The following is a 24,892-nucleotide window of genomic DNA, read 5'->3' as shown; positions in this document are numbered from 1 at the left end:
CGTCTACTTGATCGACGAGGCGATGCGGACGGCCTCCTTGAGGCTGCCCGCGCCCTCCAGGCGGAGGTTGACGCCGTCCTGCTGCCAGATGAGCGTGGCGGCGGCCTGCCGGAGCGGGACCTGCGTGCCGTCCTCGCGCGGGATGTAGCCGAGCGGGTGCTCTCCGGGGATCCACCAGGCCTCGCGGCCGTTCACGCGGGTGTACTCGGGGGCGGGCGGGCCGAGCTTCTTGAAGAAGAACGGGGCCATGGTGCCGTCGAACTGGTCGAGCCTGATCCCTCCTGGCCAGAACATCGAGGCGACCCGGCCGTTCTCGGACACGGTGACGCGTTGCGGCTCGCCCAGTGCCGCCGGGGTCCGTACCGGGAACCTGACCTGGGCGGGGAGGTCGGCCCTTGCGACCTCGTGCTCGCCCGGCAGGCCGGCGGTGGTGGTGACGGGCGGCGGCGTGGTGTCGCCGACCTCGATCTCGATGCCGGCGAAGCGCAGGATCTGCGCCACGGCGGCGCGGCCCTGGGGGGTGGCGGCCGTGACGGTGATCACGGCGACGACCACGGCGGCCACGACCGCCCACCGCGTGCGCCGTCGCCGCCGCGCCGGCCGTACAGGCTCGTTGTCTTGGGAGAGGCGGGCGCGGACGGCGGCGGCCACGTCGGCCGGCGGCGGCGCGGCGGGGACGTCGAGGAGGTCCCCGAGGGCCGTCAATTCAGACTCGATCGCGTCCGAAGGCTCATTTGAGCTCATCCCCCACCTCCTCCCTGAGCCGGGCCAGCCCCCGGTGCGTGCTGGACTTGACGGTGCCGACGGGCCAGCCGAGCACCTGCGCGGTCTCGGCCTCGCTCAGTTGTAAGAAGTACCGGCACACGACGGCCTGGCGTTCCCGTTCGGGCAGGGCGCGGACGGCGGCGAGCAGGCGGGTGCGGCGGTCGGTGGCGACGGCGGTGTCCTGCGGGTCGTCGGGGACGCGGGTCTCGGCGGTGCCGCCGAGCCGCAGTTCGAGCGAGGAGCGCCGACCGCGCGAGCGGGTGAGGTTGTGGGTCTCGTTGGCGACGATGCGCAGCAGCCACGGCCGGAACGGCGCGCCCTCGCGGAAGCCGGACAGGTGCCGGTAGGCCTTGACGAACGCCTCCTGCACGACGTCCTCCGCCTCGTTGCCCGCCCCGAGCAGGAACGCGGTACGGTGGGCGAGCGCGCTGTAGCGGGCGACCAGCACCTCGTAGGCCGTCAGGTCGCCTCGGGCCGAGCGCGCGATCGCCTCGTCGTCGTCCATGGCGAGTCAGATTCCACCGCATACGGGTCGCGCGGGGAAGGGCGATCCGCGGATCGTGTCATCCTGGTGACTGTCCAGGGCACTAGACTCTGGCAATCCATGAGCCCCTCGAAGGAACGGGATTATGTCTTCTGGGTATGACCGTGTAGTTCAACCGGCGGCCGGTGACGAGGCCCTGGAGAACCACCTGGGTGGGGACGAGGCCAAGAACTATCGGCAGTACGAGTTCGACATGGTCGCCCCGCACGTGGGCCGTTCGATGCTGGAGATCGGCTCGGGGCTGGGTCACTTCGCCGAGCAGTTCCTGCCGCGTCTCGACCGGCTCGTGGTGAGCGACTTCGACCCTTACTGCGTGGAGCAGCTGGAGAAGCGCTTCGCCGACCGCGACGAGATCGACGTCCTGCAGTTCGGGCTGCCGACGGACATCCCGCTGGAGGACAAGGTCGACACGGTCGTCCTGATGAACGTCCTGGAGCACATCGAGGACGACGCGGAGGCGCTGCGGTCGCTGGCGCGGGTGACGCTGCCGGGCGGGCGCATCATCATCTGGGTGCCCGGCTACATGCAGCTTTATGGAGACTTCGACCGCAAGGTGGGGCACGTCCAGCGCTACACGCCGAAGACGCTGGGCACGACGGTCGCCAAGGCAGGGCTCGACGTCGAGGTGCTCAAGCCGATCAACTTCCTGGGCGGCATCGCCTGGTGGGCGGCGGTGCGCCGGGGCGGCGTGGGCTACCCCGACCCGCGGCTGGTGAAGATCTACGACCGCACGGTGGTGCCACTGACCAGGCTCATCGAGCGGTTCGTGCGCCCGCCGTTCGGCCAGACGGTGTTCTGCGTGGCGCGCGTGCCGCAGGAGAAGCAGCGGTGACCCGCCCGGGCCACCCCAAGGGTTGCGGGGTGGCCCGGGCGGTCACTTGATGGAGCCGGCGGTCAGGCCGCCGACCACCTTCCGCTCGATCAGGGCGAACAGGATGATCACCGGGATGGTGGCGATCACCGAGCCGGCGAACAGGTTCTGCCAGTCCACCTGGTACTGCCCGATGAACGAGTTGAGCGCCACGGGAAGCGGCTGGTTCGCGGTCGTGGTGGTGAGCGTCAGCGCGACCACGAACTCGTTCCACGCGGCGATGAACGTGAAGATCAGCGCGGTGATGACGCCGGGCATGGCCAGCGGCAGCGTGATCCTGAACAGCGCGCCGAAGCGCCCGTTCCCGTCGATGAAGGCGGCCTCCTCCAGCTCGCGCGGGATGGAGGAGAAGTACGCGTTGAGGATCCACACGGCGAAGGCCAGGTTGAAGCCGCCGTTGACGAGGATCAGCGACCAGATCGAGTCGACCAGCCCGAACTGGAAGAACTCGCGGTAGATGCCGACCACCATGGCGGTGGGCTGGAACATCTGGGTGATCAGCACGAGGATCAGGAACGCGGTGCGGCCGCGGAACTGGTGCCGGGCCGAGTAGTACGCGGCGGGCAGCGCGACCAGCAGCACGAGCAGCGTCGAGCCGGCCGCCACCTTGATCGTCACCCACAGGTTGCCGGCCAGGCCGCTGCCCCAGAAGTCGACGAGGTTCGACCACACCCACTCGTCGGGCCAGAACGTCACGTCACGCAGGGACTCCTGGGAGCGCAGCGAGGTCAGCAGCATGACCACGTACGGGAACAGGAACAGCAGCGCGACGACGTAGGCGGTGGCCGCGACGAGCACGGTCTTGACCTTGGGCATGGCGCGGCGCGCGCCGCCGCCGCCCGCGCGGGCGTGGTGGTGATGGGGCTGGGCCGGCGCCGGCATGGTCTTGACGGCCATCAGGCCACCTCCTTGTTCCACCGGGACACCTTGAGGAAGACCACGGTGAGCACGATCACCATGCCGAAGTTGACGACGGACATGGCGGCCGATTCGCCGATGTCGGAGCCCTTGAGGATGTACATGAGGATGGTCGAGGTGGCGGTCGAGTAGCCGGGCTGGCCGTGGGTCATGGCCCAGATGATCGGGAAGCTGTTGAAGACGTTCATGACGTTGATCAGGGCCGCCACGGTGAGCGCGGGGCGCAGCAGCGGCAGCGTGATCGACCAGTACGTCCGCAGGCGTCCCGCGCCGTCCATCCTGGCGGCCTCGTACACGTCTGCGGGGATCGTGGCGAGCCCGGCGAGCAGCGCGTACGTGGTGAACGGCACCGAGACGAACACGGCGACGAACACCAGCCACGGCATGGCGGTGGCGGCGTCGCCGAGCTGGTCGGCGGCGGCTCCGCCCATGGCGTCGATGAGCCCGAGCTTGAGGCGGATCTGGTTGATCACGCCGACCTCGGGGTCGAGCATCCACTTGAAGATGATCGCGGTCATCAGCACCGACGCGGCCCACGGCGCGATGAGCGCCCAGCGGGCCAGCTTGCGCAGCGGGAAGCGCTGGTTGAAGAGCTGGGCCAGGGCGAGCGAGATCAGCACGGTGAGCGCGACGACGGCGACCACCCAGATCACGCTGCGCAGCATGACGTCGGCGAAGTCCTTCTCGGCGAAGAGCTTCTCGTAGTTCGAGAGTCCGGCCGAGCCACGCACCACGCCCAGCCGGCTGATCTCCAGGAACGACGACCTGATCATCTCGACCACGGGCCAGAGCACGACCAGGGCGATCAGCACGATGGCGGGCCCGACCCAGGCGAGGGGTTCGAGGGCGCGCAGGCCCCGCCGCCGCCGCACGCGCGGCTCTTTCACGTCCAGCGTTGTCACTCAAGCACCTTTCGACAGGCCGGTACGGCCGGCGCGGGGCCGGCCGTACCGAGGTCCTGCTGGATCAGCCGGCCGCTTCCGCGGTCTTCTGCAGCTCACCGAGGACCTTGGCGGGGTCGTCCTTGACGGCGCCGCCGATGGTCTGCTTGATCGCCGGGTTCAGGGTGGCCCACTTGGGGTCCTGGAAGGGGTAGAAGCTGGCGTTGGGCAGGGCGTCGAGGAACGGCTTGAGCTTCTCGTCGCCGGACAGCTTCTGGATGCCGCCGTTGGTGACGGGCAGCAGCTTGTACGTGTCGGAGATCTTCTGGGCGGCGGTGCCGGTGTAGAAGAAGTCGAAGAACTTCTTGATCTCGGCGGCGTGGCCGTTCTTGTTGAACGCCATGATCCAGTCCATGACGCCGAGCGTGGTGTCGAGCGGGCCGGTCTTGCCGGGGATGGGCGCGACGCCGTAGTTCTTCAGCCCGGCCGCGTCGAAGATCGGGATGGACATGGGGCCGCCGTTGACCATGCCGACCTTGCCGGCGCCGAAGTCCTCCCAGACCGTCTTGCGGTCCTTGGTGCCCGGGTTCGGGGTGGTCAGGCCGGCGTCGACGAGGCCCTTCATGTACGTGAAGGTCTCGATGTTCTGCGGCGAGTTGATCGCCCACTTGCCGGAGGCGTCCTTGTAGCCGCCGCCGTTGCCGAGCATCCACAGGAACGACTCGGCCTGGGCCTCCTCCTGGCCGAGCGGCAGGCCGAACGGCTGCGTCACGCCGGCCGCCTTCAGCTTCTCGGCGGCGGCCTTGAGCTCGTCCCACGTCTTGGGCGGCTCGGCGATCTTCGCCTTCTCGAACAGGTCCTTGTTGTAGAACAGGGCGCGGGCGGAGGAGACGAACGGGATGCCGTACGCGGTGCCGTTCACCTTGCCGAACTCGGCGAACTTCTGCAGCATGTCGCCGGAGACGTTCGGGGACAGGACCTCGTCCACCTTGTAGAGCAGGCCGTCCTCGACGAAGCCGGAGTAGTCGCCGGTCTGCAGGATGTCGGGGATCTGCCCGTTCTGCACCATGGTGGCGACTTGCTTGTCGATGTCGTTCCAGTTGATGACCTGGACGTCGACCTTGATGTTCGGGTTGGCCTTGGTGAACTCGTCGGTGACGCCCTTCCAGAACGTCTCGCCGGAGTTGGGCTTGCCGGGGCCGTCGCCGTAGTCGGCGGCGACCATCTTCAGGGTGACCTGCCCGTCGCCGGACGCCTGGGTGTCACCCCCACCGCCTGAGCCGCCCGACCCGCAGCTGGACAGGACCAGCATGGTGGCAAGGCCGAGAGCGGCGCCGCCCACAAGCTTCATGTTCACTGGAGATACCGCCTTCTCGTCGGACGGGCCCCGCTGGTCCGTACCAGCCGGCGGAGCCCCGCCCAGGGGGATGTGCGCGCGAGCCGACACGCGACCGCGTTTGCGCAAGCGTAAGCCGGAGTTCAGCAGCCGGTCTATACCGGCCTGTCTCGGTTTGACAACATCCAGGCGGCGATGAGCGCACAACCGGTCTAGACCGGATGTCAGGGAATCTTGCGGCGGACGTTCTCCCCGCCCTCCGGCGTGCCGATCCACGGGCCGTCGATGGACGGATCGAGGATGCCCTCCTCGACGAAGGTGTAGCGGCCGTCGAGCACGTAGCCGGCCACCCGGACGTCGTGGCTGTCGCTGTTGTCCCACAGGCGGTCGAACAGCGCGTCCACCCGGTTCCTGGACTGCCGGCAGAAGGTGTCGGCCAGCTCGTACGGCCGGCGCCCCAGGTCCTTGGAGTCCTCCTCGGCCTTGAGGCAGGCGGCGGTCATGGCGTACAGCTCGGCCCCGATGTCGACGATCCGGCCGAGGAACGACTGCTTGTGCTCCAGCCCGCCCTGCCAGCGGGACATGCCGTAGAAGGTGGACCTGGCCAGCTTCCTGCTGGTCCGCTCCACGAACCGCAGGTGCCCGGCCAGGGGGCCGAAGGCGGCGTACGCGGTGGGCAGGTTGCCGGTGCCGGCCACCAGCGTGGGCAGCCACTTGGCGTAGAAGCCGCTGGCCCGGCGCAGGGCCTGGGCGCGCTCCTGGCGGCTGGCGTCCGGGTTGATCAGCTCGCCGGCGACGGACAGGTGCGCGTCCACCGCCTCGCGCGTGATCGCCAGCCGCATGATCTCGGAGGAGCCCTCGAAGATGCGGTTGATGCGGGAGTCGCGCAGCATCTGCTCGGCGGGCACGCCGCGCTCGCCCCTGGCGGCCAGCGACTCGGCGGTCTCGTAGCCGCGCCCGCCGCGCACCTGGACCAGCTCGTCGAGCACCTTGTACGACAACTCGGAGGCGAACAACTTGGCCAGCGCGGCCTCGATCCTGATGTCGTTGCGCCGGTCGTCGGCCAGGCGGGCGGTCAGCTCGCAGACGGCCTCGACGGCGTACGCGGTGGCCACGATGAAAGCGATCTTGGTGGCCACGGCCTCGTGCTGCCCGACCTTGCGCCCCCACTGCACGCGCTCGTTGCCCCACTCGCGGGCGATCTTGACGGCCCACTTGGAGCTGCCGGCGCAGGTGGCGGGCAGCGAGAGGCGGCCGGTGTTGAGCGTGGTGAGCGCGATCCGCAGCCCCTCGCCCTCCTTGCCGATGAGGTTCCGGACGGGCACCCTGACCTGGGAGAACTCGGTCACGCCGTTCTCGATGCCGCGCAGCCCCATGAACGTGTTGCGTCGCTTGACCGTGATGCCCGGCGTGTCGGCCTCGACGACGAACGCGCTGATCTTCTTGCCGGTCCTGGCCATGACGACGAGGAGGTCGGCGATGACGCCGTTCGTGGTCCACAGCTTGACGCCGTCGAGCACGTACTCGTCGCCGTCGCGCACGGCGGTGGTGGCCAGCCGCGCCGGGTCGGAGCCGACGTCCGGCTCGGTCAGCAGGAACGCCGAGATCTCCCCGGCCGCGCACCTGGGCAGGAACTCCCGCTTCTGCTCCTCGGTGCCGAACAGCTTGAGCGGCTGCGGCACCCCGATCGACTGGTGCGCCGACAGCAGCGTGGCCAGCGCCGGGCAGTACGAGCCGACGAGCGTCAGGGCGCGGCAGTAGTACAGGTACGGCAGGCCGAGCCCGCCGTACTCCTCCTTGATCGTGATTCCGAACGCGCCCAGCTCCGCCAGGCCCTTGACCACGTCGTCCGGGATCTGCGCGGTCCGCTCGATGAGCGCCGGGTCCACCCGCGCGTCGAGGAAGCGGCGCACCGCCCTGACGAACTCCTCGCCCTTCTTGGCCGCCTCGGCGGGCGGCACGGGCGCCGGATGCACCAGGTCCATCCGGAAGTCGCCGAGGAAGAGCTGCTTGGCGAAGCTCGGGCGGGCCCACTCCTTCTCCCGCGCCTGCTCGCCGACCTGCCGGGACTCCGCGTACTTGGCGTGCTGGGTCATGGCACCTCCGGACGTCGCGCCGCCTGTGCTCATGGGTACTGCCCGCCTGACGGCGCCCTGTCGCCGTTTATAGCCCGATTTTGTAGGAACGGCGAGGCTTGACGTGGAGTGCGGCGATCGCCACCGCGCCCAGCACGGCCGGGACCAGCAGGTACACCCCGCAGAACGCCAGCCCCAGCAGCGACATCCCGGTGCCCACGACGGCCACGGTCCGGTGGCGGCCCCGCGGCAACATCCGCACCGCCGCCGCCACCCCCGCCGACGTGACCGCCGCCAGGCACGCCGAGGTCGCCCGCATCAGCACGTCCAGGTCCACCGCCGCCACCAGGACGGGCACGCTGAGCACCAGCACCAGCCCGAGACTCCGGTACGGCGTGCGCCCCGGCGCCCCGCCCCTGGCGAACCAGCGCGGCAGCGCCCCGTCCGCCGCCAGCGCCGCACCGAGCCTGGAAGCCCCCGCGATGTAGGTGTTGACCGCGCCGAACGTCAGCAGCACCGCCACCACCCCGGTCACCGGCCGGGCCGCCGGGCCGAGGCCGAGCTGCAGCATGTCGGTGAGAGGCACGGCCGACATGTCCGCGCCGAGCACGGCGACCGAGGTGACGGAGACGCCCGCGTACAGCACGCCGATCACGGCGAGCGTGACCACGGTGGCGCGCAGCAGGCCGCGCCGGTCGGCGAACTCGGCCGACAGGTGGCTGGCCGCCTCCCAGCCCACGAAGGCGAACATGAGCACCCCGGCCGCGCCGGCCACGCCCGCCGGGCCGTACGGGGCGAAGGGGGTGAAGCTGGCAGGGTCGGCGTGCGGCGCGGCGGTGATCACGGCGGTGGCCAGCAGCGCGACGAGGAGGGCGACGAAGCCGATCTGCAGCCCGCCGGACGTGCGCAGCCCGGCTGCGTTCGCGGCGAAGGCGGCGGCCAGGATCAGGCACGCGGCCACGGTGGCGTTCACGCCCAGGCAGGCTTCGACGTACTGGCCGCCGACCAGCGCGCCGGCGACGGTGCCGATCGGCACGGCGCCGTAGAACCACCAGCCGGTCACGGCGGCGGCGTGCCGGCCGAACGCCAGGCCGACGACCGCGGCCACGCCCCCGCCGCCCGGGTAACGCGCGCCGAGCGCGGCGAACGTCAGCGCCACCGGCACGCTCAGCGCCAGCATCCCCGCCCACGCCAGCACCGACGCGGGCCCGGCCGCGGCGGCGGCCAGGTGCGGCAGCACCAGCATGCCCGGCCCGAGCACAGCGCCGACGAGCAACGCCGTGCCGTGCCGTACCCCCATATGTCCATTCATGGGGCCGAAAGTAGCCCGTCCATTCGGCGTCTCCGGGTGCTGGCCGAACGTTCGGCCGGAAAGCATGGAAACCTTGCCCCATGGACGAACTTGATTCGGCGATCATACGGCTGCTCCAAACGGATGCTCGGCAGTCCAACCGCGAGCTGGCCAGACAGCTCGGCATCGCCCCCTCCACCTGCCTGGAGCGGGTCAGGTCGCTGACCCGGCGCGGCGTGATCCGCGGCTACCACGCCGACATCGACCCGGCCGCGCTCAACCGGGGCGTGCAGGCCATGGTGTCGGTGCAGGTGCGACCGCTCAGCCGGGCGGTGATCAACGCGTTCAAGGCGTCGGCGGCCGAGATGCCCGAGGTGATGAGCGTGTTCGTGCTCGCGGGCGGTGACGACTTCCTCCTGCACGTGGGCGTGCAGGACCTCGACCACCTGCACGCGTTCCTGCTCGACCACCTGAGCAAGCGCAAGGAGATCGTCGGGTTCCGCACGTCGGTGGTGTTCCAGCAGGTGCAGAAGGCGGTGCCGACCCGGCTGGAGGACGCCTGACTTTCGTCAGGGGTGATCCCTGACGGTCGGCGGATCCGCGGAGTGGGGTCGCTTTCCTAGGTTCTTCCTCGTGAAACTCCTTCTGGCCCTCGCCCTCGCCGTCTCCCCCACCTCGGCCCCCTCCCTCTCGCCTGCCGCCATCGACGCCTACCTCCAGGACGCCATGGAGGCCACCGGGGTGCCGGGCCTGTCCGTGGTCGTGACGCACGGCGGCAAGGTGGTGCACGCGGCCGGGTACGGGCACGACTCCGAAGGACGCCCCGTCACCGAGGACACCCCCATGCGGGTGGCCTCGGTGAGCAAGTCGTTCACCGCCATGGCCGTCATGACGCTGGTCGAGCGGGGCAAGATCGAGCTGGACTCCCCCGTGGCCGCGCAACTGCCCGGCTTCGCGATGGCCGACCCGCGCGCGGCCCGGATCACCGTACGGCAGCTGCTCAACCAGACCTCCGGCCTGTCCGACACCACCGTGGACATCGCCGCCACCGAGGAGGCCACCTCGCTGGCCCACTACACCGCCCGCCTCGCCGGCTCCCGGCTCGCCGCCGACCCCGGCACCCGCTACGAGTACTGCAACGTCAACTACGACCTGGCGGCGCGGCTGGTGGAGGTGGCGAGCGGCCGGCCGTTCGGCGACTACCTGCGGGACAAGGTGTTCGGGCCGCTCGGCATGACCACCAGCGCCGTCTCCGCGCAGGTCGTGCGGCCCGCCGACGGCTACAACTCCCTCTTCGGGGCCTGGCTGCCCCGCCCCGAGCTGGACGGCTTCCTCGACGGCGGCGGCTCCGGCGGGGTCGTCACCACCGCCGCTGACATGGGCAAATGGCTCATCACGCAGTCGGGCGACGGCCGGCCGCTGGTCAAGCGGGAGAGCCTGGAGACCATGCACCAGCCGTCGAAGATCCGCCCGTACGGAATGGGGTGGGGCATCGAGGACGGCGGTCAGCTCGTGCACTCCGGGAACCTGTTCACCTACAACGCCGTCGAGGCCGTCTCGCCCAAGACCGGCTACGGGTTCGCGGTGATGGCCAACAGCGCGAGCCTGTACGACCCGACGTACGACATCATGCGCGGGCTCACCGCGCTCAGCGAGGGCCGGCAGCCGGAGGCGCTGGGCAGCGACCGGCAGCTCTTCGAGGCGGTGCTGGCCGCGCTCGCGCTGCTCGCGGCCGGGCTGGGCGTCCTGGGCGGGGTGCGGGCGCGGCGCTGGGCCGCCCGGCGGTCGGGGCGCCCGTGGTGGCGGATCGCGCCGCGCATGGTCCCCGCCCTGGTGCCGGTCGCGGTGCTGGCCTGCTACCCGGATCTGGTGTCCGTGCTGATGAACGGCCGGACGGTCACCTGGGCGCAGCTCACCTACTTCCCGGCGCCGCTGTCCGTCACGGTGCTGGCGGCGGCGCTCGCCGGCCTGGGGGTGACCATCGCCCGGCTTGGTGCCCTGCGTAACCTCACAAGGCGCGCGAACCGCCGCCATCGTCGTGCGGCTGAACGCCGTGGTGACGCCCTCCGACGGCAACCGGTGTGACCCACCGCTTCGTGGCTTTGTAAGCCTTCGGCCGGTTCTCACCAAGTACGGGTGTAGATCGACGAAGGGAGCAAGGCCGGTGCGTCTCAGACGGGGGAAGCTCGCCACCGACCCCGTGGCGTTCGAAGCCTTCTACCGGCGGCACATCGACGCTGTCACGCGGTTCCTGTCCCGCCGGGTCGACGACCCGCACACGGTCGCCGACCTGGCGGCCGACGTGTTCCTCGCGGTGTTCGACTCGGCGCACACCTACCGCCCCGGCAAGGGCAGCGAGATCGCCTGGTTGTACGGCGTCGCACGCAACACGCTGTCGTCGGAGCGGCGGCGGGCGCTGCGGGAGTCCCAGCTCACGTACCGCGTGAGCGGGCGGCGTCCGCTCGACAGTGACGACGTGTCCCGGCTGGAGGAACAGATAGACGCGGAGCAGCCCGCCAGAGCGGCCTTCGAGGCCATGGCCGGATTACCCGACGGGGAACGCGCCGTCCTGGAGCTGGTCGTCCTGGAGCAGCTCACGCCGTCGGAGGCGGCGATGGCGCTCGGGATCCGGCCGGGGACCGCCATGGTGCGGCTGCACCGCGCTCGGAAAGCGCTGCGCGACCTGCCCTTCGTCATGGAAGGAAATCCACGATGAGATTCGAGGAGCAGTTGCTGATGGACCTCAAAGCCGAGATGACCGCGCGCAACGACCGTAGTCGCCGCATCGGCCGCCGCCTGCTCGCGGGGGCGGCGGTGGCCGGGCTCGCGGCCGTGGCGGCGGTCGCGGTGCCGCTGCTGAGCGGGCCGGAGCCGGCGTACGCGGTCAGCAAGAACCCCAACGGCACCCTCACGGTGGAGCTCAAGGAGTTCAGGGACTCCGACCAGCTCGAGCAGGACCTCAAGGACCTCGGCGTGACCGCCGACGTCACCTACCTCAAGCCGTACACCAAGTGCCAGGACGGTCGGGGCGCGCTCGTCGGCGGCGGATACGACACCCCTGAGGAGTGGCGCGAGTCCGTGCACTACAAGGTCGCCCGGCCGGCGAACAAGGCGTTCGTCATCGACCCCCGGCAGGTCGGCAAGGGGCAGACGGTGCTGCTGGAGTTCACCGAGAACCCGGACGGGCCTTACAAGTCGCAGCTCAAGGCGGAGGTGATCGAGGGCTCCGTCAAGCCGTGCGTGCCTGAGCACGACCCGACGCAGGTCGGCTGACGGTTCCGTCCCGTCCGGGCCTGGTCATAGGCCCGGGCGGGACGCTTCAGGCGGGGACGCTCGTCAAGGAATCGTGGCTCCTAGGAACGGCGGCATAACTGATCACCAGAGCACCGAGGCTCAGCGCCGCGCCGACCAGCCCGAGCCACCGCAGCCCGCCGTCCACCGCGACCAGCCCACCCCCCAGGGCCGATCCCGCCGCGATCCCGATGTTGAACGCGCACACGTTCACCGACACCGCCAGGGTGGGCGCCCGCCCGGCATGCCGCAACACCAGGCTCTGCAGCACCGGCGTGGTCGCCGACGTCAACATCCCGAGCACCAGCACGGCGGGGACCGCCGACCAGCCCCGCGGCACCGCGAACGGAAAGATCGCCAGCACGACGGCGAGCCCGGCGAACGTCCCCCGCACGGTGGCCCCCAGCGACCGATCGGCCAGCCGCCCCGCGACCAGCCCTCCGGCCAGGCTGCCCACCCCGTGGACGAGCAACAGCGTCGACACCGCCGTGGCCCCGAACCCGGTGATCTCGGTCAGCGCCGGCGCCAGGTAGGTGAACACGGTCGAGGTCGCCGCCAGCCCGAACGCCGTAGTGGCGATCACCACCAGCACCCGCCGCCCCAGCACGGCGGCCACCTCGTCCCGCACGCTCGTCGCGGGCGCCTCCTGCCGGGGCAGCACGGCGGCGAGCACCCCGGTCACGGCCAGCGCCAGCCCCGCCAGCACCGCGAACGGTGTCCGCCACCCCGCATCCTCCCCCAGCAGCACGCCGAGGGGTGGCTGGGATGCGCATCGGCGAATTGGTCCGGCGCACGGGCGTGAGCGAACGACTCCTGCGCTACTACGAGGAACAGGGCCTGCTCAACCCGTCCCGCCTGCCGAGCGGCTACCGCTCGTACACGGAGGCCCACGTGGAAACCGTCCGCCGCATCCGCTGCCTCTTGGCGGCCGGCCTGAGCACCTCGACGATCGCCACCGTCCTGCCCTGCTTGGAAGCGGACGGCGAACGCCTCGCCCCCACCTGCCCGGACGTGGTGGGACAGCTCCGCGCGGAACGCGACCGCATCGACCAGGCGATGCGCGACCTCCACGAATCCCGCCAGGCCCTGGACCTGGTCATCTCGGCCGCACGCGGGTAATCACCGAGCCTTGTCTTTCATCAGCCACTCACGCAGCTCATCGTCATCACTGAGACCGACCAACCGCACCAGCTCCCGGCTCTCCCGATGGTTCGGGGCATCGAGCAAGTGGTCGTGCCAGTCGTCGGCATACTCCCGCAACGCGGCGATCAGCTCGGTAACGGCCTCATGGACGGTCGGGCCATCGGCCGCGATCGGCAGCCCGGGGATGAACACGGACCATCCATCATCCTCGGACAGCATGCGGACCTCGTGGGTGAACGTGAGGACACCTCTCCCTGTCGCTAGTCGCCGGTCTCAGGCTGGGCCGGCTGCTGATACAGCACCTCGAACAAATGGCCGCCCTTGATCAGAACCGAAGCCTCAACAGGCCGCCCGTCGTCGCTGCGGATCACACGAAACTGCCGGATGACCGGTACGTCCGCCGGCAGGTCCAGCATCACGACCTCTTCGGTACGCGGTTGCCGCACAGAAACCCGATCTTCAAAGGTCCGCTGAGGAAACCCCAGATCAGCGAGCACCTTGGGAGCACCACCCTTGATCTTCGCACGCCTGGCGAGGGGCGATCCCGAAGCGATGTCCAGAGGGTAGTACGACCACGAGAGCTCGATGGGATCACCGTCGTGCAGCAGAACGCGATGCCGCTCCACACACTGCTCACCCTCATCGAGGTCGAGCGCCTGCGCGATATCCACCGGCGGCTCCACCTCGTTCACGTGCAGGAGATCGTAACTGTAACCACCAGGCGCGGGAGTCTTGTACGCCGTCGCGGTGACGGTGAACGGCTGCCGCTGCCGCACGAAGACGCCTCTGCCAGGCTGCCCCTCCAGGAAACGCTCCTCCTTGAGAAGCTTCATCGCTCCCTGGATGGTGGCGGGCGCACACCCGTACTGCTCCGCGAGCTGCGGCGTGGAGGGCAACTGCGCACCTGCGGGCAGAACCCCGGACATGATCTGAGCCCGCAGGTCCGCCGCCACCTGCTGATGCCGAGGGCGGCTGTCGACGCGTCTGGCCATGTCAGCCTTCCTCGTACTCGTAGCGCAGCTCACGCCCACTGGCGACCATCGTCATCACGGTGCTCTCGTACGGAGTTCCGGCGCGGTCCCGGGTGACGCGGCGAAGCTCCAGAACCCAGTCCGTCGCATCGAGCTTGAGCAGGTCCCGCTCGTCCGTCGTGGCCGGTCTGGCACTCACCGTCTCCTCGACCTTGTACGCCCGATAACCCAGCTCGGCGAGCAGCTTCACCGCACCGCCACGGATCTTGCCCGGATGCGCGAGGGGCGTGCCGCCCGCGATGGAGACCGGGTAGTAGGAGTCGGCAAGTTCGATCGGCGTGCCGTCGAGCAATACGATGCGGCGACGTACCACGACCTGCTGCTCGTCCTCGAGGTTAAGGTCACGGGCGATGCCCGGCGGAGCTGGGATTTCACCGACTTCGCGCAGTTCGTTCGTACCCACACGCCCGCCCTGTGCGGCTTCCTCGGTCCACGCATCGGGCTCCCCGTCGCGGCGCGGCCGGATATAGGGCGCCGAGGTGTTGCTCCAACCTGACGGTCGCACGTCCCATCCCCTCCGGACGACTCGTCCTACTTCATCACCTTACTCGTATGCCAGTAAGGTGTGCGACTCGGAAACCTTGCTGCCATTTGAATATGGCAGTACGGTGTGCGTCATACACGCTCGCGAAGCTCGAAGGAGGAGCAAGATGACCGATCTGTACGGCAGCGACCTCGGCGAGGTGCCGTTCACCAGGCTGTGCGGCGGCAACCAGCAGAATGAGGACGGCGAGAGCTGCGTCCTGATCGCCGCGATCCCCGGCCTGACGGACGCCTACGCCGTGCGTGACTCGAAGAACCCCGACGCCGGGACCCTCCGCTTCACCGGTGACGAGCTGCGCGCCGCCGGGCTCGCCATCGTCTGAGTGTCACCCCGATAGGACGGCGGCCCCTGCCTGATCCAAGCAAGCAGGGGCCGCCACCCCACCAGAACCCTACGGGAGCGCCCGACCATGCATTGGCACGCCTACCAATGGACCGGCCCCGGAGCCGACCGGGGCAACGAGGCCGAGCGCCGACCGGCCTCGCCCGGCTTTCCCTCCTCGCTGGTGCCGCCCATGCGGACGGGTGACTGGCTGGCCAAGCCCGCGTCGCGGATCGCCCGTACCTTCGACAACCCCGGCCAGGCGGCCGGGTGGATGGCCGCCGAGTACGGCAAGGCGCGCGGGGTGCTACTGCTTCCCGAGCGGGTGCCGCTGGAGGAGCGGCTGGAGACCGCCGTCGACCTGCTGTCCCGGGGTGTGGACGTGCAGTGGGGCGAATGGCTGCAGGGCGGCCGGTTCGTCACGATCGGCGTGATCTGCTGCCCGAACCGGCACGTCTCCCACCCCTGCCCGGTACGCCGCCCCACCCGCTGACAGGCTCGACCTGCGATCGGAGACCGGCATGTGCATCGAGGACTTTCACGGCCCGCACCCGGACCCGCCCGACAAGGGCTGCACGCGGATCGACTGGCGCGAGCCCGAGGGCAGGGCCGTTTCCATCCGCGTGCGGGCCCACACCTGCGATCGAGAGCCGACCAGGTACGAGCTGTGCGTGGCGGGCGGACTGAGCCACATTCGCCGCACGCGCCGGACCTCCGCCGGCGACCAGGTCCGGGAGAGCCCGTGGGTGCGTATGCCGGAGGGACAGCGGTTGTGGGACGACCTCCTGAGCGGGCGCGCCAGATAGGGCTTGGCATCCCAGACGAGTCACATGCGAGTCTGTCCGCATGGGTCCTTCACGGATGGGCGGACTGCCTCCGCCCGTCCCTCTTCGCGAGCTGCTGGCCGCCGTCGTCTCGGGAACGGTCGTAGAGGACGGGCCGCGGGTACGGCTCGATGGGGACCTCGCCTCGACGCCCGCGTACATCAGGGACTTCCCTTGGAGCGGCAACCGGGCCGATGCGGTCAGGGCCGGGCGGCGCGTCACCGCTGAGGTCGTCTCCGTCGATGAGGCCAAGGGGCGGATCTGGCTGTCCTTGGCGGCGACGGAGCATCCCGAGCTCTGGGCGTTCCTGAAGAAACTGCGGGCGGGGGACGTGCTCACCGGACGCGTCGCTGACGTGCGGAGCTTCGGCGTGTTCGTCACCCTGGATGAGGGGCCGCCGCATCCCACCTACCCCGGCGTCGGGTTCGTGTCGATCCCTGAGCTGTCCTGGACCCGCTTCGAGCAGGTCACCGACGTCGTCCAGGTCGGGCAGCGGGTCCGTGGCGAGGTGCTCGCCTTCGACACCTACAACGGCGAGGCCAGGCTCTCCCTGCGCGCTCTGCAGCCGGATCCGTTCCAGATGTTCGCCGAGCGGGCCGAGGTCGGGCAAAGGCTGTCGGGCACGGTCACCAAGGTCGTCCCGTTCGGGGTGTTCGTCAGGGTCGCGGACGGCATGGAGGGGTTGGTCCGCGAGGCCGCCGGCCGGCCTGGTGACATCGTCCAGGTCGTCATCGTCGGCCTGGAGCGGGAGCGGCGCCGCCTGCTCCTCGCACCTGGCGATTAATTCGGTTGCACCCTCACCCAGCGCCCCCATAGCCTCTTGGACATGCGCCTTTACCTGTAATTCGCGAACGCGAAGCCCTGTCCCCCGTCCAGACATGTGACGCGGCACGCAGCCGAGCTCGCCGAGCGGCCCACCCTGTGCGGAGCCGCGTCCCCGAATTACGTAGAGGAGCGTTGTATGTTCATCCGCGCCAGCAACAAGAAGGGCCGCCCCGGCATGCCGGTCGTGCGGCCGATGCCCAAGATGCCGCAGCGGCCGATCGCGCCGCCGCGCCGCATCCCGTCCAAGGGCAGATGAAGCAACTACCGGGATGGTAGTTAGGCGAGCGCCGCCCCCCTGTTACGCCCGGGGCGGCGCTCGCGCCTTCCTCAGAGCCGTTCGATGATGGTGACGTTGGCCTGGCCGCCGCCCTCGCACATCGTCTGGAGGCCGTACCGGCCGCCGGTGCGCTCCAGCTCGTGCAGGAGCTTGGTCATCAGGATCGCGCCCGTGCCGCCCAGGGGGTGGCCGAGGGCGATGGCGCCGCCGTTGGGGTTGACCTTGGCGGGGTCGGCGTCGAGCTCGTGCATCCAGGCCAGCGGCACCGGCGCGAACGCCTCGTTGATCTCGACCACGTCGATGTCGCCGATCGACATGCCGGCCTTCTTCAGTGCCCGCTGCGTGGCGGGGATCGGCGCGGTCAGCATGTAGACGGGGTCGTCGCCCATGAGCGCGAGCTGGTGGATGCGGGCCCGCGGGGTGAGGCCGTGGTCGCGTACGGCCTGCTCGGAGGCGATCAGCACGGCGCCGGAACCGTCGGAGATCTGCGAGGAGGTGGCGGCGGTGATCTGGCCGCCCTCCTTGAGGGTCTTGAGGCCGGCCATCTTCTCCAGCGTCGTGTCGGCGCGCGGGCCCTCGTCGTCCTCGACGCCGTTGATGGGGGCGATCTGGTCCTTGAAGTAGCCGTTCGCGATGGCCTTGGCGGCGCGCTGGTGCGACTCGAACGCGTACTGCTCCAGCACCTCGCGCGTGTAGCCCCACTTCTCGCACATCAGCTCCGCGCCGCGGAACTGCGAGATCTCCTGCCTGCCGTACCGTTCCACCCACTTGTCACCGAACGGGAACGGCATGCCCTTCTCCAGGGCGGCCGTGATCGAGGAGCCCATGGGCACGATGCTCATCGACTCGACGCCGGCGGCCACCACGAGGTCCTGGGTGCCGGACATGACGCCCTGCGCGGCGAAGTGGATCGACTGCTGCGAGGAGCCGCACTGCCGGTCGATCGTGACGCCGGCGGTGGTCTCGGGCAGACCCGCCGACAGCCAGGCATTTCTCGCGATGTCCATGCTCTGGGGGCCGAACTGCATGACGCACCCCATGATGACGTCCTCGACCGCCTCGGGGTCGACGCCGGTGCGGTCGATCAGCGCCTTCAGCGTGTGAGCGGCCAGGTCAGTGGGGTGGACGGTGGACAGGCCGCCCTTCTTCTTGCCGACCGGGGTGCGGACCGCCCCGACGATGTACGCCTCTGCCACAGTGCCTCCTGGAAACCGAGCATTATTCGGTTACTAAGGGCAGCGTACAACAGAACGTCATTCGGGCGCAGGTTCCGTGGGGGCTACGAGCTCCTCCTCGGCCTCCTTCCCGGCCTCCTCCTCGGTCTCCTCCTTGGCCGGGGCCACAAGATCTTCCGGCGCGTCGATACGGAAGCGCCACCGATCCACGGGGATCCCGTTCAGCGCCTCCGACAGCTCCAGCGCCAGCGCGCCCAGCTTCAGCGGATCGTCGCCCCGCAGCTCGACCGCCGTCAGCTCGGTCGCGAAAGGCAGCAGCTCCTGTACGGCCGGCGGCTGCCCCTTCTGCGGCACCAGCGCCGCCTTGACCTCCCCGGCCGTGAACAGGAACTCGTCCTCCTCGTCCTGCTGCAACAAGGGTGCCAGCTCCTCGGCGGACGGGCGTACCGGCAGGATCACGGCGGGCCCGCTCTCAGCCCCGTCGTCGGCCGGATCGCTCACCTCGCCCCGGCACACCGCGAGCCCGCCCAGCCGGAACGCCAGCCCCTCCGCCAGGTAACGGTCGAAGAAGTCGAGCGGCAGCGGCCCCTCGGCGGCCACCCGGACCGCCCACACCCGCTCCAGCTCGCCGCCCGTCAGATCCTTGTCCGCCTCCACCGGAGCGCACACGCGGACGTCCACCGCCACGATGTCGTCGCCGTCCCGCCTGGCGTTCGGATCGGCGAGCTGCACCAGCCGCAGCAGCTCGCCGGGGTCCGGTTTGGCGGGCAGCGCCGCCGTGGGGCCAGTACGCAGTCTCCGCTTCGCCAACCAGCCCATGCCCGCCTCCGCGCTCAGCTTCTGTAAGAGCTCGTCATCGTCGCGTACACGATGACGTTGTCGGTGTAGTGCCCGGTGGTCCGATCGTAGGTGCCACCGCAGGTGATGAGGTGCAGCTGGGCGTTCTGCTGCTCCCCGTACACGCGCTGCGTCGGGAAGGTCTTCTTGTCCGCCTGCTCCACCCCGCCGACGGTGAACACCGCGGTCGTCTTGTCCTGGCGCTTGACCTCGATGGTGTCGCCGTTCTTCAGCTCCGGCAAGCGGGCGAAGACGGCGGCCGTCGTCCGGGTGTCCTTGTGGCCGAGCAGCACCGCCGGGCCCGCCTCACCCGGGGTGGACATGTTCCGGTACCAGCCGACCAGGTTCGCGTTGTTCGACGGCGGCACCTCGATCGTGCCGTCCTTCCGCAAACCCACCGACTTGATCGGCGCGTTGATCCCCAGCCGCTTCACGACCAGCCTGATCGGCGTCGAAGGCAGCATGGGGGGCGCCGGGGTGATCTGCGGCAGCGGCGGCGGCACGTTCGCCGGCGCCTGGAACCACGCCTGCTCCGGCTGACCACTCTGCTTCGGCTGCGCCTGCAGATTCAACGTGTCCCTGCTGCTGCTCTGCAGGCCGTACTCCTCGGGAGACTTCAGCACGATCAGCAGACCCGCCACCACCGTCACCACGCCCGCTATCGCGGCCGTGATCAGCACCGCCCTCAGTGCCGTGCTGCCCTTGTCCTGGGGCGGTTGCGGGGTGGGCGCTTGGCCGCCGTACGGATAGTAGCCCGACACGTCGCCTCAGCCCTTGATCGAACGGCGTCGCATGACCAACCCACCCACGGCTGCTGCTCCCACCAAGGCCGTGCCCGTCAGGATGAACAGCCGCCCGTCAGGCCCCATCGTGCCACCGGCACCGGTGTCCGCACCCGCCTTCGGGGTCGTGGACTTCCTGGTGGTGGTGCTCCTGGACGGGGTGATCGTCACCGTCGAGGTGCGGGTGGTGGTAGGGCGGGGGCTGGTGGTCGTCGGGCTGGGACTGTTGCTGCTGGTCGACGTGCTCGTGGCGCTGGCCACCGTGAAGCTGTACGTCTTGAGCCCGGTCGTCGGAGCGGCGCACTTCAGCAAGAGCGAGCCGGTGGTGCCGAAGGCGAGATCGCCTGCGGTCAGCGACACAGTGCCCGTCGTGGTGGGCTTGACCTTGAGCGTGACGTTGGGCAGCGCTGCGAGAGTCGCACCGACCGTTACGTTGCTGAGGGTCGCCTCGCCGCTCGGCGCGGTGGGGACACCGGCGCCGGTCGCCTTGACCGTGACGAAGACCTTGGCGCCCGTCGTCGGGAAGCCGCTGGGGATGACCAGCGGGTCGCCGGTGCTCTGGATGGTGCCTGTCCAGGTGAGCGTGGCGTCGGTGTTGACCGTGGCGGTGGGGGTCGACAGGGCGACCTTCACGTAGATGTCAGCGGGGTAGTTGGTGTCGGTGTTGGCGGGGTCGGTGACGTCGCAGTCGTAGAGGACGACATCGTCTCCGTCGGTGCCGCCGCCATTGCCACCACCTGTCTGCACCGGAATCGTGATGCCGCCGGTGGCGGGCACTGCTGACACGTAGGTGCAGTTGGTCGTCGCGCTACCGATCTTGATGGACAGCAGCGTTGTGTTGGGGGTCGTCACCGGTGTCAGGTTCAGGTTGCCGCCCGTGGTGGCGGTCACATTGACCATCGCCGTCATCTCCGGCGGTGTGAAGTTCTGTCCGGATGTGACCCCACCAGCGATGACGGAACCACTGCCATTGCCCTTGAGCGGGTTCGACGTCCCCCCTTGAGGGGTCCCTCCTTGAACCGTCAGGTCGCCTCCGGTCGTCGTGACCGTAGTTTGAGCAGTCAAAGCCGCCGTGGTCCTGATAGGCGGGAAGGTCCACTTGACGGAAGCTGTCCCACTGGGCGCCACAGTCTCAGGGGCCGCGACTGTGACAATGACGTTGCCAGGCTGAAGCGAACCTCCTGTGCAGGCGTAGGTGACCTGCATCGTCTTGTCGGCAGCCTGCGCCGGCGACGACAGAGCGAACACCGAGCAAACAAGGAGGACAAGCGCACTTGCGAGCCCCAACGCAGACGCCATGTGGGCAAGGCGAAGCCTCACCTGGGACATAAGCACGGGTCCTTCTCCGTTTCGAAGCCAGTGTCAACAGTCGTGCCAGAATTCCAGCCGTTGGTCACGGTTAGGTTGAGATCCTACGAACTGTCCCTGTCAACTTCCCGTAAACCGCCAAATCCACCCCAACTTTCCCCTCAGCCCTTCTTCTTCGACAACGTTGCGTACACGACGATGTTGTCCGTGTAGTGATGGGTCGTCTTGTTATAGACCCCGCCGCAAGTGATGAGCCTGAGCTGAGAGTTGCTGGTGTTGCCGTACACCCGCTTCGTCGGGAACGAGTTCTTGCTCGCCTGCTCGATCCCGCTGACGGTGAACCGGGTGACCTTCCCGTCCGACCGATACACGTAGATCTGGTCGCCCTTGGCCAGCTCCCGCAGCCGATCGAAGACGGCGGGGCCGGACCGGGTGCTCACGTGGCCGTTGATGACGGCAGGGCCGAGCTCGCCGGGCACCGGTGAGAGCTTGTACCAGCCGGTCTGGTTGGGCTTGCTCAGCGGAGGCGTGCCGAGCACGCCCTTCTTGTTGACGGTGACCGAGCCGATGGGCGCGTTCACCTTGATCTTGGGGATCTTGATCCGGGTCGGCCGGGGCGCCGCCTTGCCGGCCTTGGGCTTGGCCTTGGGGATCGCCGGCACCACCGGCACGGCCGCCAGCGGGGGCGGGGCGTCCAGGCGGGCCGGGGTCAGGGGCACGTCCTTGCCGCCCGGGCCGACGGTCGGAGGCAGGACGAACGCGCCCGCGTTCGCCATCTCGACCGTCGACGGCCCGTTCTGCGGCGCGGCGAGCGGCACCCCCGCGCCCGAGCCGTCGTCCACCGGGGGCGCCAGCGAGAGCAGGCTCACCATGACCAGCCCGACGCCGCCGAGCGAGCCGGCGATGAGCAGCCCGGGCAGCGCCCGCTGCATCGGCGTCCTCTGCTGCGGCTCCTCCATCACTGCGCTCCTCCCGCATGCTCGGCCCTGCGCCGCCGTAGCAGCAACCCGCCACCGGCGGTCCCCATCACCAGCGCCATCCCGCCGGCCATCAGGCTGTACGGCGGCCTGTCCTCGTCAGGGGCGACACCCGTCTCCACGCCGCCGCTCGGGGTGTTGGCCACCTGGGCGCGGTAGTACTTGGTCGCGGTGGGGCCGGTGCTTCTCGGGGTGACGGTCGTCGTGGCGGTGGTCGTGGTGGTCGGCGTCACCACCCTGACGAAGTCACCGCCTACGGTGGCGTGCGAATCGACGTCGTTGTCGTCGTCCGGATCCGGGTTGTTCGGGTTGGGGTTGTTCGGATCGTCGGTGTTGGTGTTCGAGGGGTCCGGGGAGTTCGTGTTCGTGGGGTCGTCCGTCGGCGTCGTGGTACCGCCGGGAACGGTGACGTCGATGGCGCCCGGGTCGTTCTGCATGGTGCAGGTCGCCTTGTCGTGCTCGGGCGGCTCGGGCACGTCGCTGATGAACACCTGGAAGGCGTCGAGGTAGGCGCGCTTGCTCTCGGTGTTGATGATCTCGATGGTGTGCGGCCCGTAGTCGAGCTGCGGCGACGTCCAGAGCACTTCCTGGCTCTTGGTGCCCGTCATGGGGTTGCCGCTGCTGTCCTTGCCAGGCTCGACCAGGCCCGAGGTGACCTCCTGCCCGTCGATCTTCACCCTGATCTTGCTGAGGTCCTGCTCGCGCCGGCCGATGTAGGACACCTTGGTGCCGAGGAACGCCAGCTTGGCAGTAGCGTCCAGGCCCTCGGTCCAGCGGATGTCCTTCTGGTAGTCGTCATACTTGGCCGCGGTGTAGTCCCACTGCCACGACCCGGTGTACTGGATGTCTGTGGAGTCGTCGCTGTTGACCTTCACGTCGCCCTCGGCGGGCGTGAACTTGAGGCTCAGCCCGGCGGGCTCGAAGCGGATCGTGCCCGAACGGTCGAGCGCCGCGCCGTCGGTCAACCCTTCAGGCAGGTCCAGGTAGGTTCCCGGGACGAGTTGTCCTTGAGTCTTGTCGCCGCGAGGTTCGAGCTGGCCGTTCCAGGCGCCGCTGGCTTTCACCACGCCCTCAAGGCTCAGGATGGAGCCCTCCGGGAAGAAGCCCGGCGAGCCGAATCGTTGCAGGCTCTTGTAGGACATGTCCCAGCGCACGTCCATCCGCCCAGCCGTGACCTGCGGCGTCATGCGCGCTTCCAGATCCACGCCGGTACCGGCGATGCCCCCTGTGCATCGGTATTTGATCACGAGCGACGTCGCCGCCTGGCCGGGGATCGAGGATGTCACGACCAACCCAGCTGAGGCCGCCATTCCCAAGGATGCAGCGAATAACGCTCTGTGCCACCGTCTCACGGAGACTCCGATCCCCCACATACCAGACCGAGGGTAGATCTTAGAGTCGAAACACCCACAACACATGCCGAAAATCGCTTCTCCCGGCACTTGTGATGAACCCGTGTCCCCAGCCTCCCCCACCGGGTATACCTACCGGTAACAGAATTGCATTCTGCAAGCGGAGGCGACTGATGCAGCGAGACCTCTTCGACGACGAGCACCTCCTCTTCCAGGAGACCGTGCGCGACTTCATGACCCGCGAGGTCGTCCCGCACCACGCCCAGTGGGAGAAGGACGGGATCGTCCCGCGTGAGGTCTGGAAGAAGGCCGGCGAGCTGGGCATGTTCGGCTTCTCCGTGCCGGAGGAGTACGGCGGCGCGGGGGTGAAGGACTTCCGGTTCAACGCCGTGGTCGTCGAGGAGATCATCAGGCACGGCGCCACCGGCCTCGGCTTCTCGTTGCACAACGACGTCATGGCCCCGTACGTCGTGGATCTCACCAACGACGAGCAGAAGCAGCGCTGGCTGCCCGGCTTCGCGGCCGGTGAGCTGATCACGGCGATCGCCATGAGCGAGCCCGGTGCCGGCAGCGACCTTCAGGGCATCAGGACCACCGCGATCCGCGATGGCGACCACTACGTGCTCAACGGCCAGAAGACGTTCATCACGAACGGCATCAACGCCGATCTCGTGGTCGTCGTGGCCAAGACCGACCCCGAGGCGGGCGCCAGGGGCACCACGCTGGTCGTGGTGGAGCGGGGCATGGAAGGCTTCGCGCGGGGCCGGAACCTGGACAAGGTCGGCATGAAGGCGCAGGACACGGCCGAGCTCTTCTTCGACCACGTACGCGTCCCCCTCGCCAACCGCCTCGGCCCCAAGGACGGCGAGGGCTTCTTCCAGCTCATGCACAACCTCCCCCAGGAGCGCCTGTCGATCGCCGTGGCGGCCGTCGCCGCGGCGGAGACGGTGCTGGAGCAGACCATCGAGTACTGCAAGACTCGTCAGGCGTTCGGCCGGAACATCGGCTCGTTCCAGAACACCCGCTTCGTCCTGGCGGAGCTGGCCACCGAGACCGACATCGCCCGCCACTACGTCGACAAGTGCATCCGCGCCCTCAACGCCGGCGAGCTGACCGCCGTGGACGCCGCCAAGGCGAAATGGTGGACGACCGAGCTGCAGACCAAGGTGATCGACCGCTGCCTGCAACTGCACGGCGGGTACGGCTACATGACCGAGTACCCCGTGGCCAAGGCGTGGCTCGACAGCCGCGTCCAGACGATCTACGGCGGCACCACCGAGATCATGAAGGAGATCATCGGCAGGTCGTTCGGTTTCTGACAACCCGCCCGCGGGGCCGGATCGGGCCGCATACTGGACGATATGGACGGCGGCCTGATCCTCCTGATTTTCCTGGCGTTGCTGTTCGCCTGGCTGCTCAACCGCGTCCGCCGGGCGATCCGCCTCGGGCCGGTCGGCTACGCCGGTGTGGTGATCGTCTTCGTCATCGTCATGCTGCTGCTCTGGGGCCAGACCAAGATCTAGC

29 protein-coding genes are annotated in these 24,892 nt (G+C 69.2%); 12 read left to right on the top strand and 17 right to left on the bottom strand.

The genetic code is table 11. From position 1 onward, the window contains the following. Positions 1 to 3: 3 nt before the first annotated feature. Together HCN51_RS52095 and HCN51_RS52090 are read right to left on the bottom strand one after the other, a co-directional pair. Positions 4 to 744 carry a hypothetical protein gene (locus HCN51_RS52095; protein ID WP_168020698.1) on the bottom strand — a complete coding sequence of 247 codons (741 nt, stop codon included), beginning with the start codon at positions 742 to 744 and terminating at the stop codon, positions 4 to 6. Further along, positions 731 to 1,270: an RNA polymerase sigma factor gene (locus tag HCN51_RS52090; protein ID WP_168020696.1), complete on the bottom strand. Its 540-nt coding sequence runs from the start codon at positions 1,268 to 1,270 to the stop codon at positions 731 to 733. Before HCN51_RS52090 ends, HCN51_RS52095 begins: the two co-directional genes overlap by 14 nt. A gap of 124 nt (positions 1,271 to 1,394) precedes the next feature. On the opposite strand from HCN51_RS52090, the gene HCN51_RS52085 reads away from it, so the two are divergent. Then, on the top strand, positions 1,395 to 2,141 hold the full coding sequence (locus tag HCN51_RS52085) for a class I SAM-dependent methyltransferase (protein ID WP_080043263.1): 747 nt from the start codon (positions 1,395 to 1,397) through the stop codon (positions 2,139 to 2,141). A 42-nt stretch (positions 2,142 to 2,183) separates the two neighbouring features. Here HCN51_RS52085 and HCN51_RS52080 read toward each other — a convergent pair whose 3' ends face one another. The 5 genes from HCN51_RS52080 to HCN51_RS52060 all read right to left on the bottom strand — a co-directional run bounded on the left by HCN51_RS52080 (position 2,184) and on the right by HCN51_RS52060 (position 8,702). Continuing rightward, on the bottom strand, positions 2,184 to 3,077 hold the full coding sequence (locus HCN51_RS52080) for a carbohydrate ABC transporter permease (RefSeq protein ID WP_240974141.1): 894 nt from the start codon (positions 3,075 to 3,077) through the stop codon (positions 2,184 to 2,186). Next, the gene (locus HCN51_RS52075; protein ID WP_168020694.1) at positions 3,077 to 4,000 is read right to left on the bottom strand and encodes an ABC transporter permease subunit; all 924 of its coding nucleotides are present in this window, start codon (positions 3,998 to 4,000) and stop codon (positions 3,077 to 3,079) included. The genes HCN51_RS52080 and HCN51_RS52075 overlap by 1 nt, the downstream gene beginning before the upstream one ends. 64 nt (positions 4,001 to 4,064) lie before the next feature. Then, on the bottom strand, positions 4,065 to 5,330 hold the full coding sequence (locus HCN51_RS52070; protein ID WP_206068921.1) for an extracellular solute-binding protein: 1,266 nt from the start codon (positions 5,328 to 5,330) through the stop codon (positions 4,065 to 4,067). 209 nt (positions 5,331 to 5,539) lie between these two features. Beyond that, positions 5,540 to 7,411, bottom strand: a complete 1,872-nt coding sequence (locus HCN51_RS52065; protein ID WP_168020692.1) for an acyl-CoA dehydrogenase family protein — start codon at positions 7,409 to 7,411, stop codon at positions 5,540 to 5,542. Positions 7,412 to 7,478: 67 nt separating this feature from the next. Beyond that, entirely contained in the window at positions 7,479 to 8,702 is a 1,224-nt protein-coding gene (locus HCN51_RS52060; protein ID WP_168020690.1) for an APC family permease, read from the bottom strand. Between the two features lie 80 nt (positions 8,703 to 8,782). Between HCN51_RS52060 and HCN51_RS52055 the strand changes: the two genes are divergently transcribed. The 4 genes from HCN51_RS52055 (at position 8,783) to HCN51_RS52040 (ending at position 11,954) form a co-directional block, all read left to right on the top strand. After that, positions 8,783 to 9,244, top strand: a complete 462-nt coding sequence (locus HCN51_RS52055; protein ID WP_080043268.1) for an Lrp/AsnC family transcriptional regulator — start codon at positions 8,783 to 8,785, stop codon at positions 9,242 to 9,244. A gap of 70 nt (positions 9,245 to 9,314) precedes the next feature. Further along, complete coding sequence (locus HCN51_RS52050) at positions 9,315 to 10,766, top strand: serine hydrolase domain-containing protein (protein ID WP_346434120.1); 1,452 nt, start codon at positions 9,315 to 9,317, stop codon at positions 10,764 to 10,766. 79 nt (positions 10,767 to 10,845) lie between these two features. Continuing rightward, entirely contained in the window at positions 10,846 to 11,397 is a 552-nt protein-coding gene (locus tag HCN51_RS52045) for a sigma-70 family RNA polymerase sigma factor (protein ID WP_168020688.1), read from the top strand. Next, positions 11,394 to 11,954, top strand: coding sequence for a hypothetical protein (locus HCN51_RS52040; protein ID WP_168020686.1), 561 nt, complete (start codon positions 11,394 to 11,396; stop codon positions 11,952 to 11,954). Before HCN51_RS52045 ends, HCN51_RS52040 begins: the two co-directional genes overlap by 4 nt. Positions 11,955 to 12,000: 46 nt before the next feature. On the opposite strand, the gene HCN51_RS52035 is transcribed toward HCN51_RS52040, so the two are convergent. Then, positions 12,001 to 12,720 carry an MFS transporter gene (locus tag HCN51_RS52035; RefSeq protein WP_346434119.1) on the bottom strand — a complete coding sequence of 240 codons (720 nt, stop codon included), beginning with the start codon at positions 12,718 to 12,720 and terminating at the stop codon, positions 12,001 to 12,003. Positions 12,721 to 12,737: 17 nt separating this feature from the next. Here HCN51_RS52035 and HCN51_RS52030 point away from each other — a divergent pair, with 17 nt between their 5' ends. Beyond that, entirely contained in the window at positions 12,738 to 13,091 is a 354-nt protein-coding gene (locus tag HCN51_RS52030; RefSeq protein WP_168020684.1) for a MerR family transcriptional regulator, read from the top strand. On the opposite strand, the gene HCN51_RS52025 is transcribed toward HCN51_RS52030, so the two are convergent. The 3 genes from HCN51_RS52025 to HCN51_RS52015 are packed head-to-tail and all read right to left on the bottom strand — an operon-like array spanning position 13,092 to position 14,651. After that, positions 13,092 to 13,334, bottom strand: a complete 243-nt coding sequence (locus HCN51_RS52025; protein ID WP_168020682.1) for a hypothetical protein — start codon at positions 13,332 to 13,334, stop codon at positions 13,092 to 13,094. A 41-nt stretch (positions 13,335 to 13,375) separates the two neighbouring features. Continuing rightward, the gene (locus HCN51_RS52020; protein WP_168020680.1) at positions 13,376 to 14,107 is read right to left on the bottom strand and encodes a GntR family transcriptional regulator; all 732 of its coding nucleotides are present in this window, start codon (positions 14,105 to 14,107) and stop codon (positions 13,376 to 13,378) included. Position 14,108: 1 nt separating this feature from the next. Continuing rightward, positions 14,109 to 14,651: a UTRA domain-containing protein gene (locus HCN51_RS52015; protein WP_168020678.1), complete on the bottom strand. Its 543-nt coding sequence runs from the start codon at positions 14,649 to 14,651 to the stop codon at positions 14,109 to 14,111. 145 nt (positions 14,652 to 14,796) lie between these two features. Here HCN51_RS52015 and HCN51_RS52010 point away from each other — a divergent pair, with 145 nt between their 5' ends. From HCN51_RS52010 to HCN51_RS51995, 4 genes are all read left to right on the top strand, one after another. Then, positions 14,797 to 15,012, top strand: coding sequence for a DUF397 domain-containing protein (locus HCN51_RS52010; RefSeq protein WP_168020676.1), 216 nt, complete (start codon positions 14,797 to 14,799; stop codon positions 15,010 to 15,012). Positions 15,013 to 15,099: 87 nt separating this feature from the next. After that, the gene (locus HCN51_RS52005; RefSeq protein ID WP_168020674.1) at positions 15,100 to 15,504 is read left to right on the top strand and encodes a hypothetical protein; all 405 of its coding nucleotides are present in this window, start codon (positions 15,100 to 15,102) and stop codon (positions 15,502 to 15,504) included. A gap of 28 nt (positions 15,505 to 15,532) precedes the next feature. Continuing rightward, positions 15,533 to 15,817 (top strand): hypothetical protein, encoded by a 285-nt coding sequence (locus HCN51_RS52000; RefSeq protein WP_168020672.1) that lies wholly within the window; start codon positions 15,533 to 15,535, stop codon positions 15,815 to 15,817. 55 nt (positions 15,818 to 15,872) lie between these two features. Then, a complete protein-coding gene (locus tag HCN51_RS51995; RefSeq protein ID WP_168020670.1) occupies positions 15,873 to 16,619 on the top strand; it encodes a S1 RNA-binding domain-containing protein in 747 nt (248 codons plus the stop codon). Between the two features lie 368 nt (positions 16,620 to 16,987). Here the strand turns inward: HCN51_RS51995 and HCN51_RS51990 are convergent, their stop codons facing one another. The 6 genes from HCN51_RS51990 to HCN51_RS51965 all read right to left on the bottom strand — a co-directional run bounded on the left by HCN51_RS51990 (position 16,988) and on the right by HCN51_RS51965 (position 23,203). Further along, positions 16,988 to 18,133 (bottom strand): acetyl-CoA C-acetyltransferase, encoded by a 1,146-nt coding sequence (locus HCN51_RS51990; RefSeq protein WP_168020668.1) that lies wholly within the window; start codon positions 18,131 to 18,133, stop codon positions 16,988 to 16,990. A gap of 57 nt (positions 18,134 to 18,190) precedes the next feature. Beyond that, positions 18,191 to 18,931: a hypothetical protein gene (locus HCN51_RS51985; RefSeq protein WP_168020666.1), complete on the bottom strand. Its 741-nt coding sequence runs from the start codon at positions 18,929 to 18,931 to the stop codon at positions 18,191 to 18,193. A gap of 14 nt (positions 18,932 to 18,945) precedes the next feature. Continuing rightward, positions 18,946 to 19,710 (bottom strand): class F sortase, encoded by a 765-nt coding sequence (locus tag HCN51_RS62805; RefSeq protein ID WP_080043273.1) that lies wholly within the window; start codon positions 19,708 to 19,710, stop codon positions 18,946 to 18,948. Between the two features lie 6 nt (positions 19,711 to 19,716). Beyond that, positions 19,717 to 20,640 (bottom strand): hypothetical protein, encoded by a 924-nt coding sequence (locus HCN51_RS51975; protein WP_168020664.1) that lies wholly within the window; start codon positions 20,638 to 20,640, stop codon positions 19,717 to 19,719. A gap of 560 nt (positions 20,641 to 21,200) precedes the next feature. Continuing rightward, positions 21,201 to 21,998, bottom strand: coding sequence for a class F sortase (locus tag HCN51_RS51970; RefSeq protein WP_168020662.1), 798 nt, complete (start codon positions 21,996 to 21,998; stop codon positions 21,201 to 21,203). After that, positions 21,998 to 23,203, bottom strand: a complete 1,206-nt coding sequence (locus tag HCN51_RS51965) for a hypothetical protein (RefSeq protein WP_206068920.1) — start codon at positions 23,201 to 23,203, stop codon at positions 21,998 to 22,000. The genes HCN51_RS51970 and HCN51_RS51965 overlap by 1 nt, the downstream gene beginning before the upstream one ends. 338 nt (positions 23,204 to 23,541) lie before the next feature. Between HCN51_RS51965 and HCN51_RS51960 the strand changes: the two genes are divergently transcribed. Beyond that, complete coding sequence (locus HCN51_RS51960; protein WP_168020658.1) at positions 23,542 to 24,687, top strand: acyl-CoA dehydrogenase family protein; 1,146 nt, start codon at positions 23,542 to 23,544, stop codon at positions 24,685 to 24,687. Positions 24,688 to 24,729: 42 nt separating this feature from the next. Continuing rightward, on the top strand, positions 24,730 to 24,891 hold the full coding sequence (locus HCN51_RS51955) for a hypothetical protein (RefSeq protein ID WP_168020656.1): 162 nt from the start codon (positions 24,730 to 24,732) through the stop codon (positions 24,889 to 24,891). Position 24,892: the final 1 nt, after the last annotated feature.

It is taken from the genome of Nonomuraea composti, assembly GCF_012034275.1.
GTDB lineage: Bacteria > Actinomycetota > Actinomycetes > Streptosporangiales > Streptosporangiaceae > Nonomuraea > Nonomuraea composti.
Note: the sequence above shows the minus strand (reverse complement) of the source record. Positions and strands in the feature narration are given on the sequence as shown.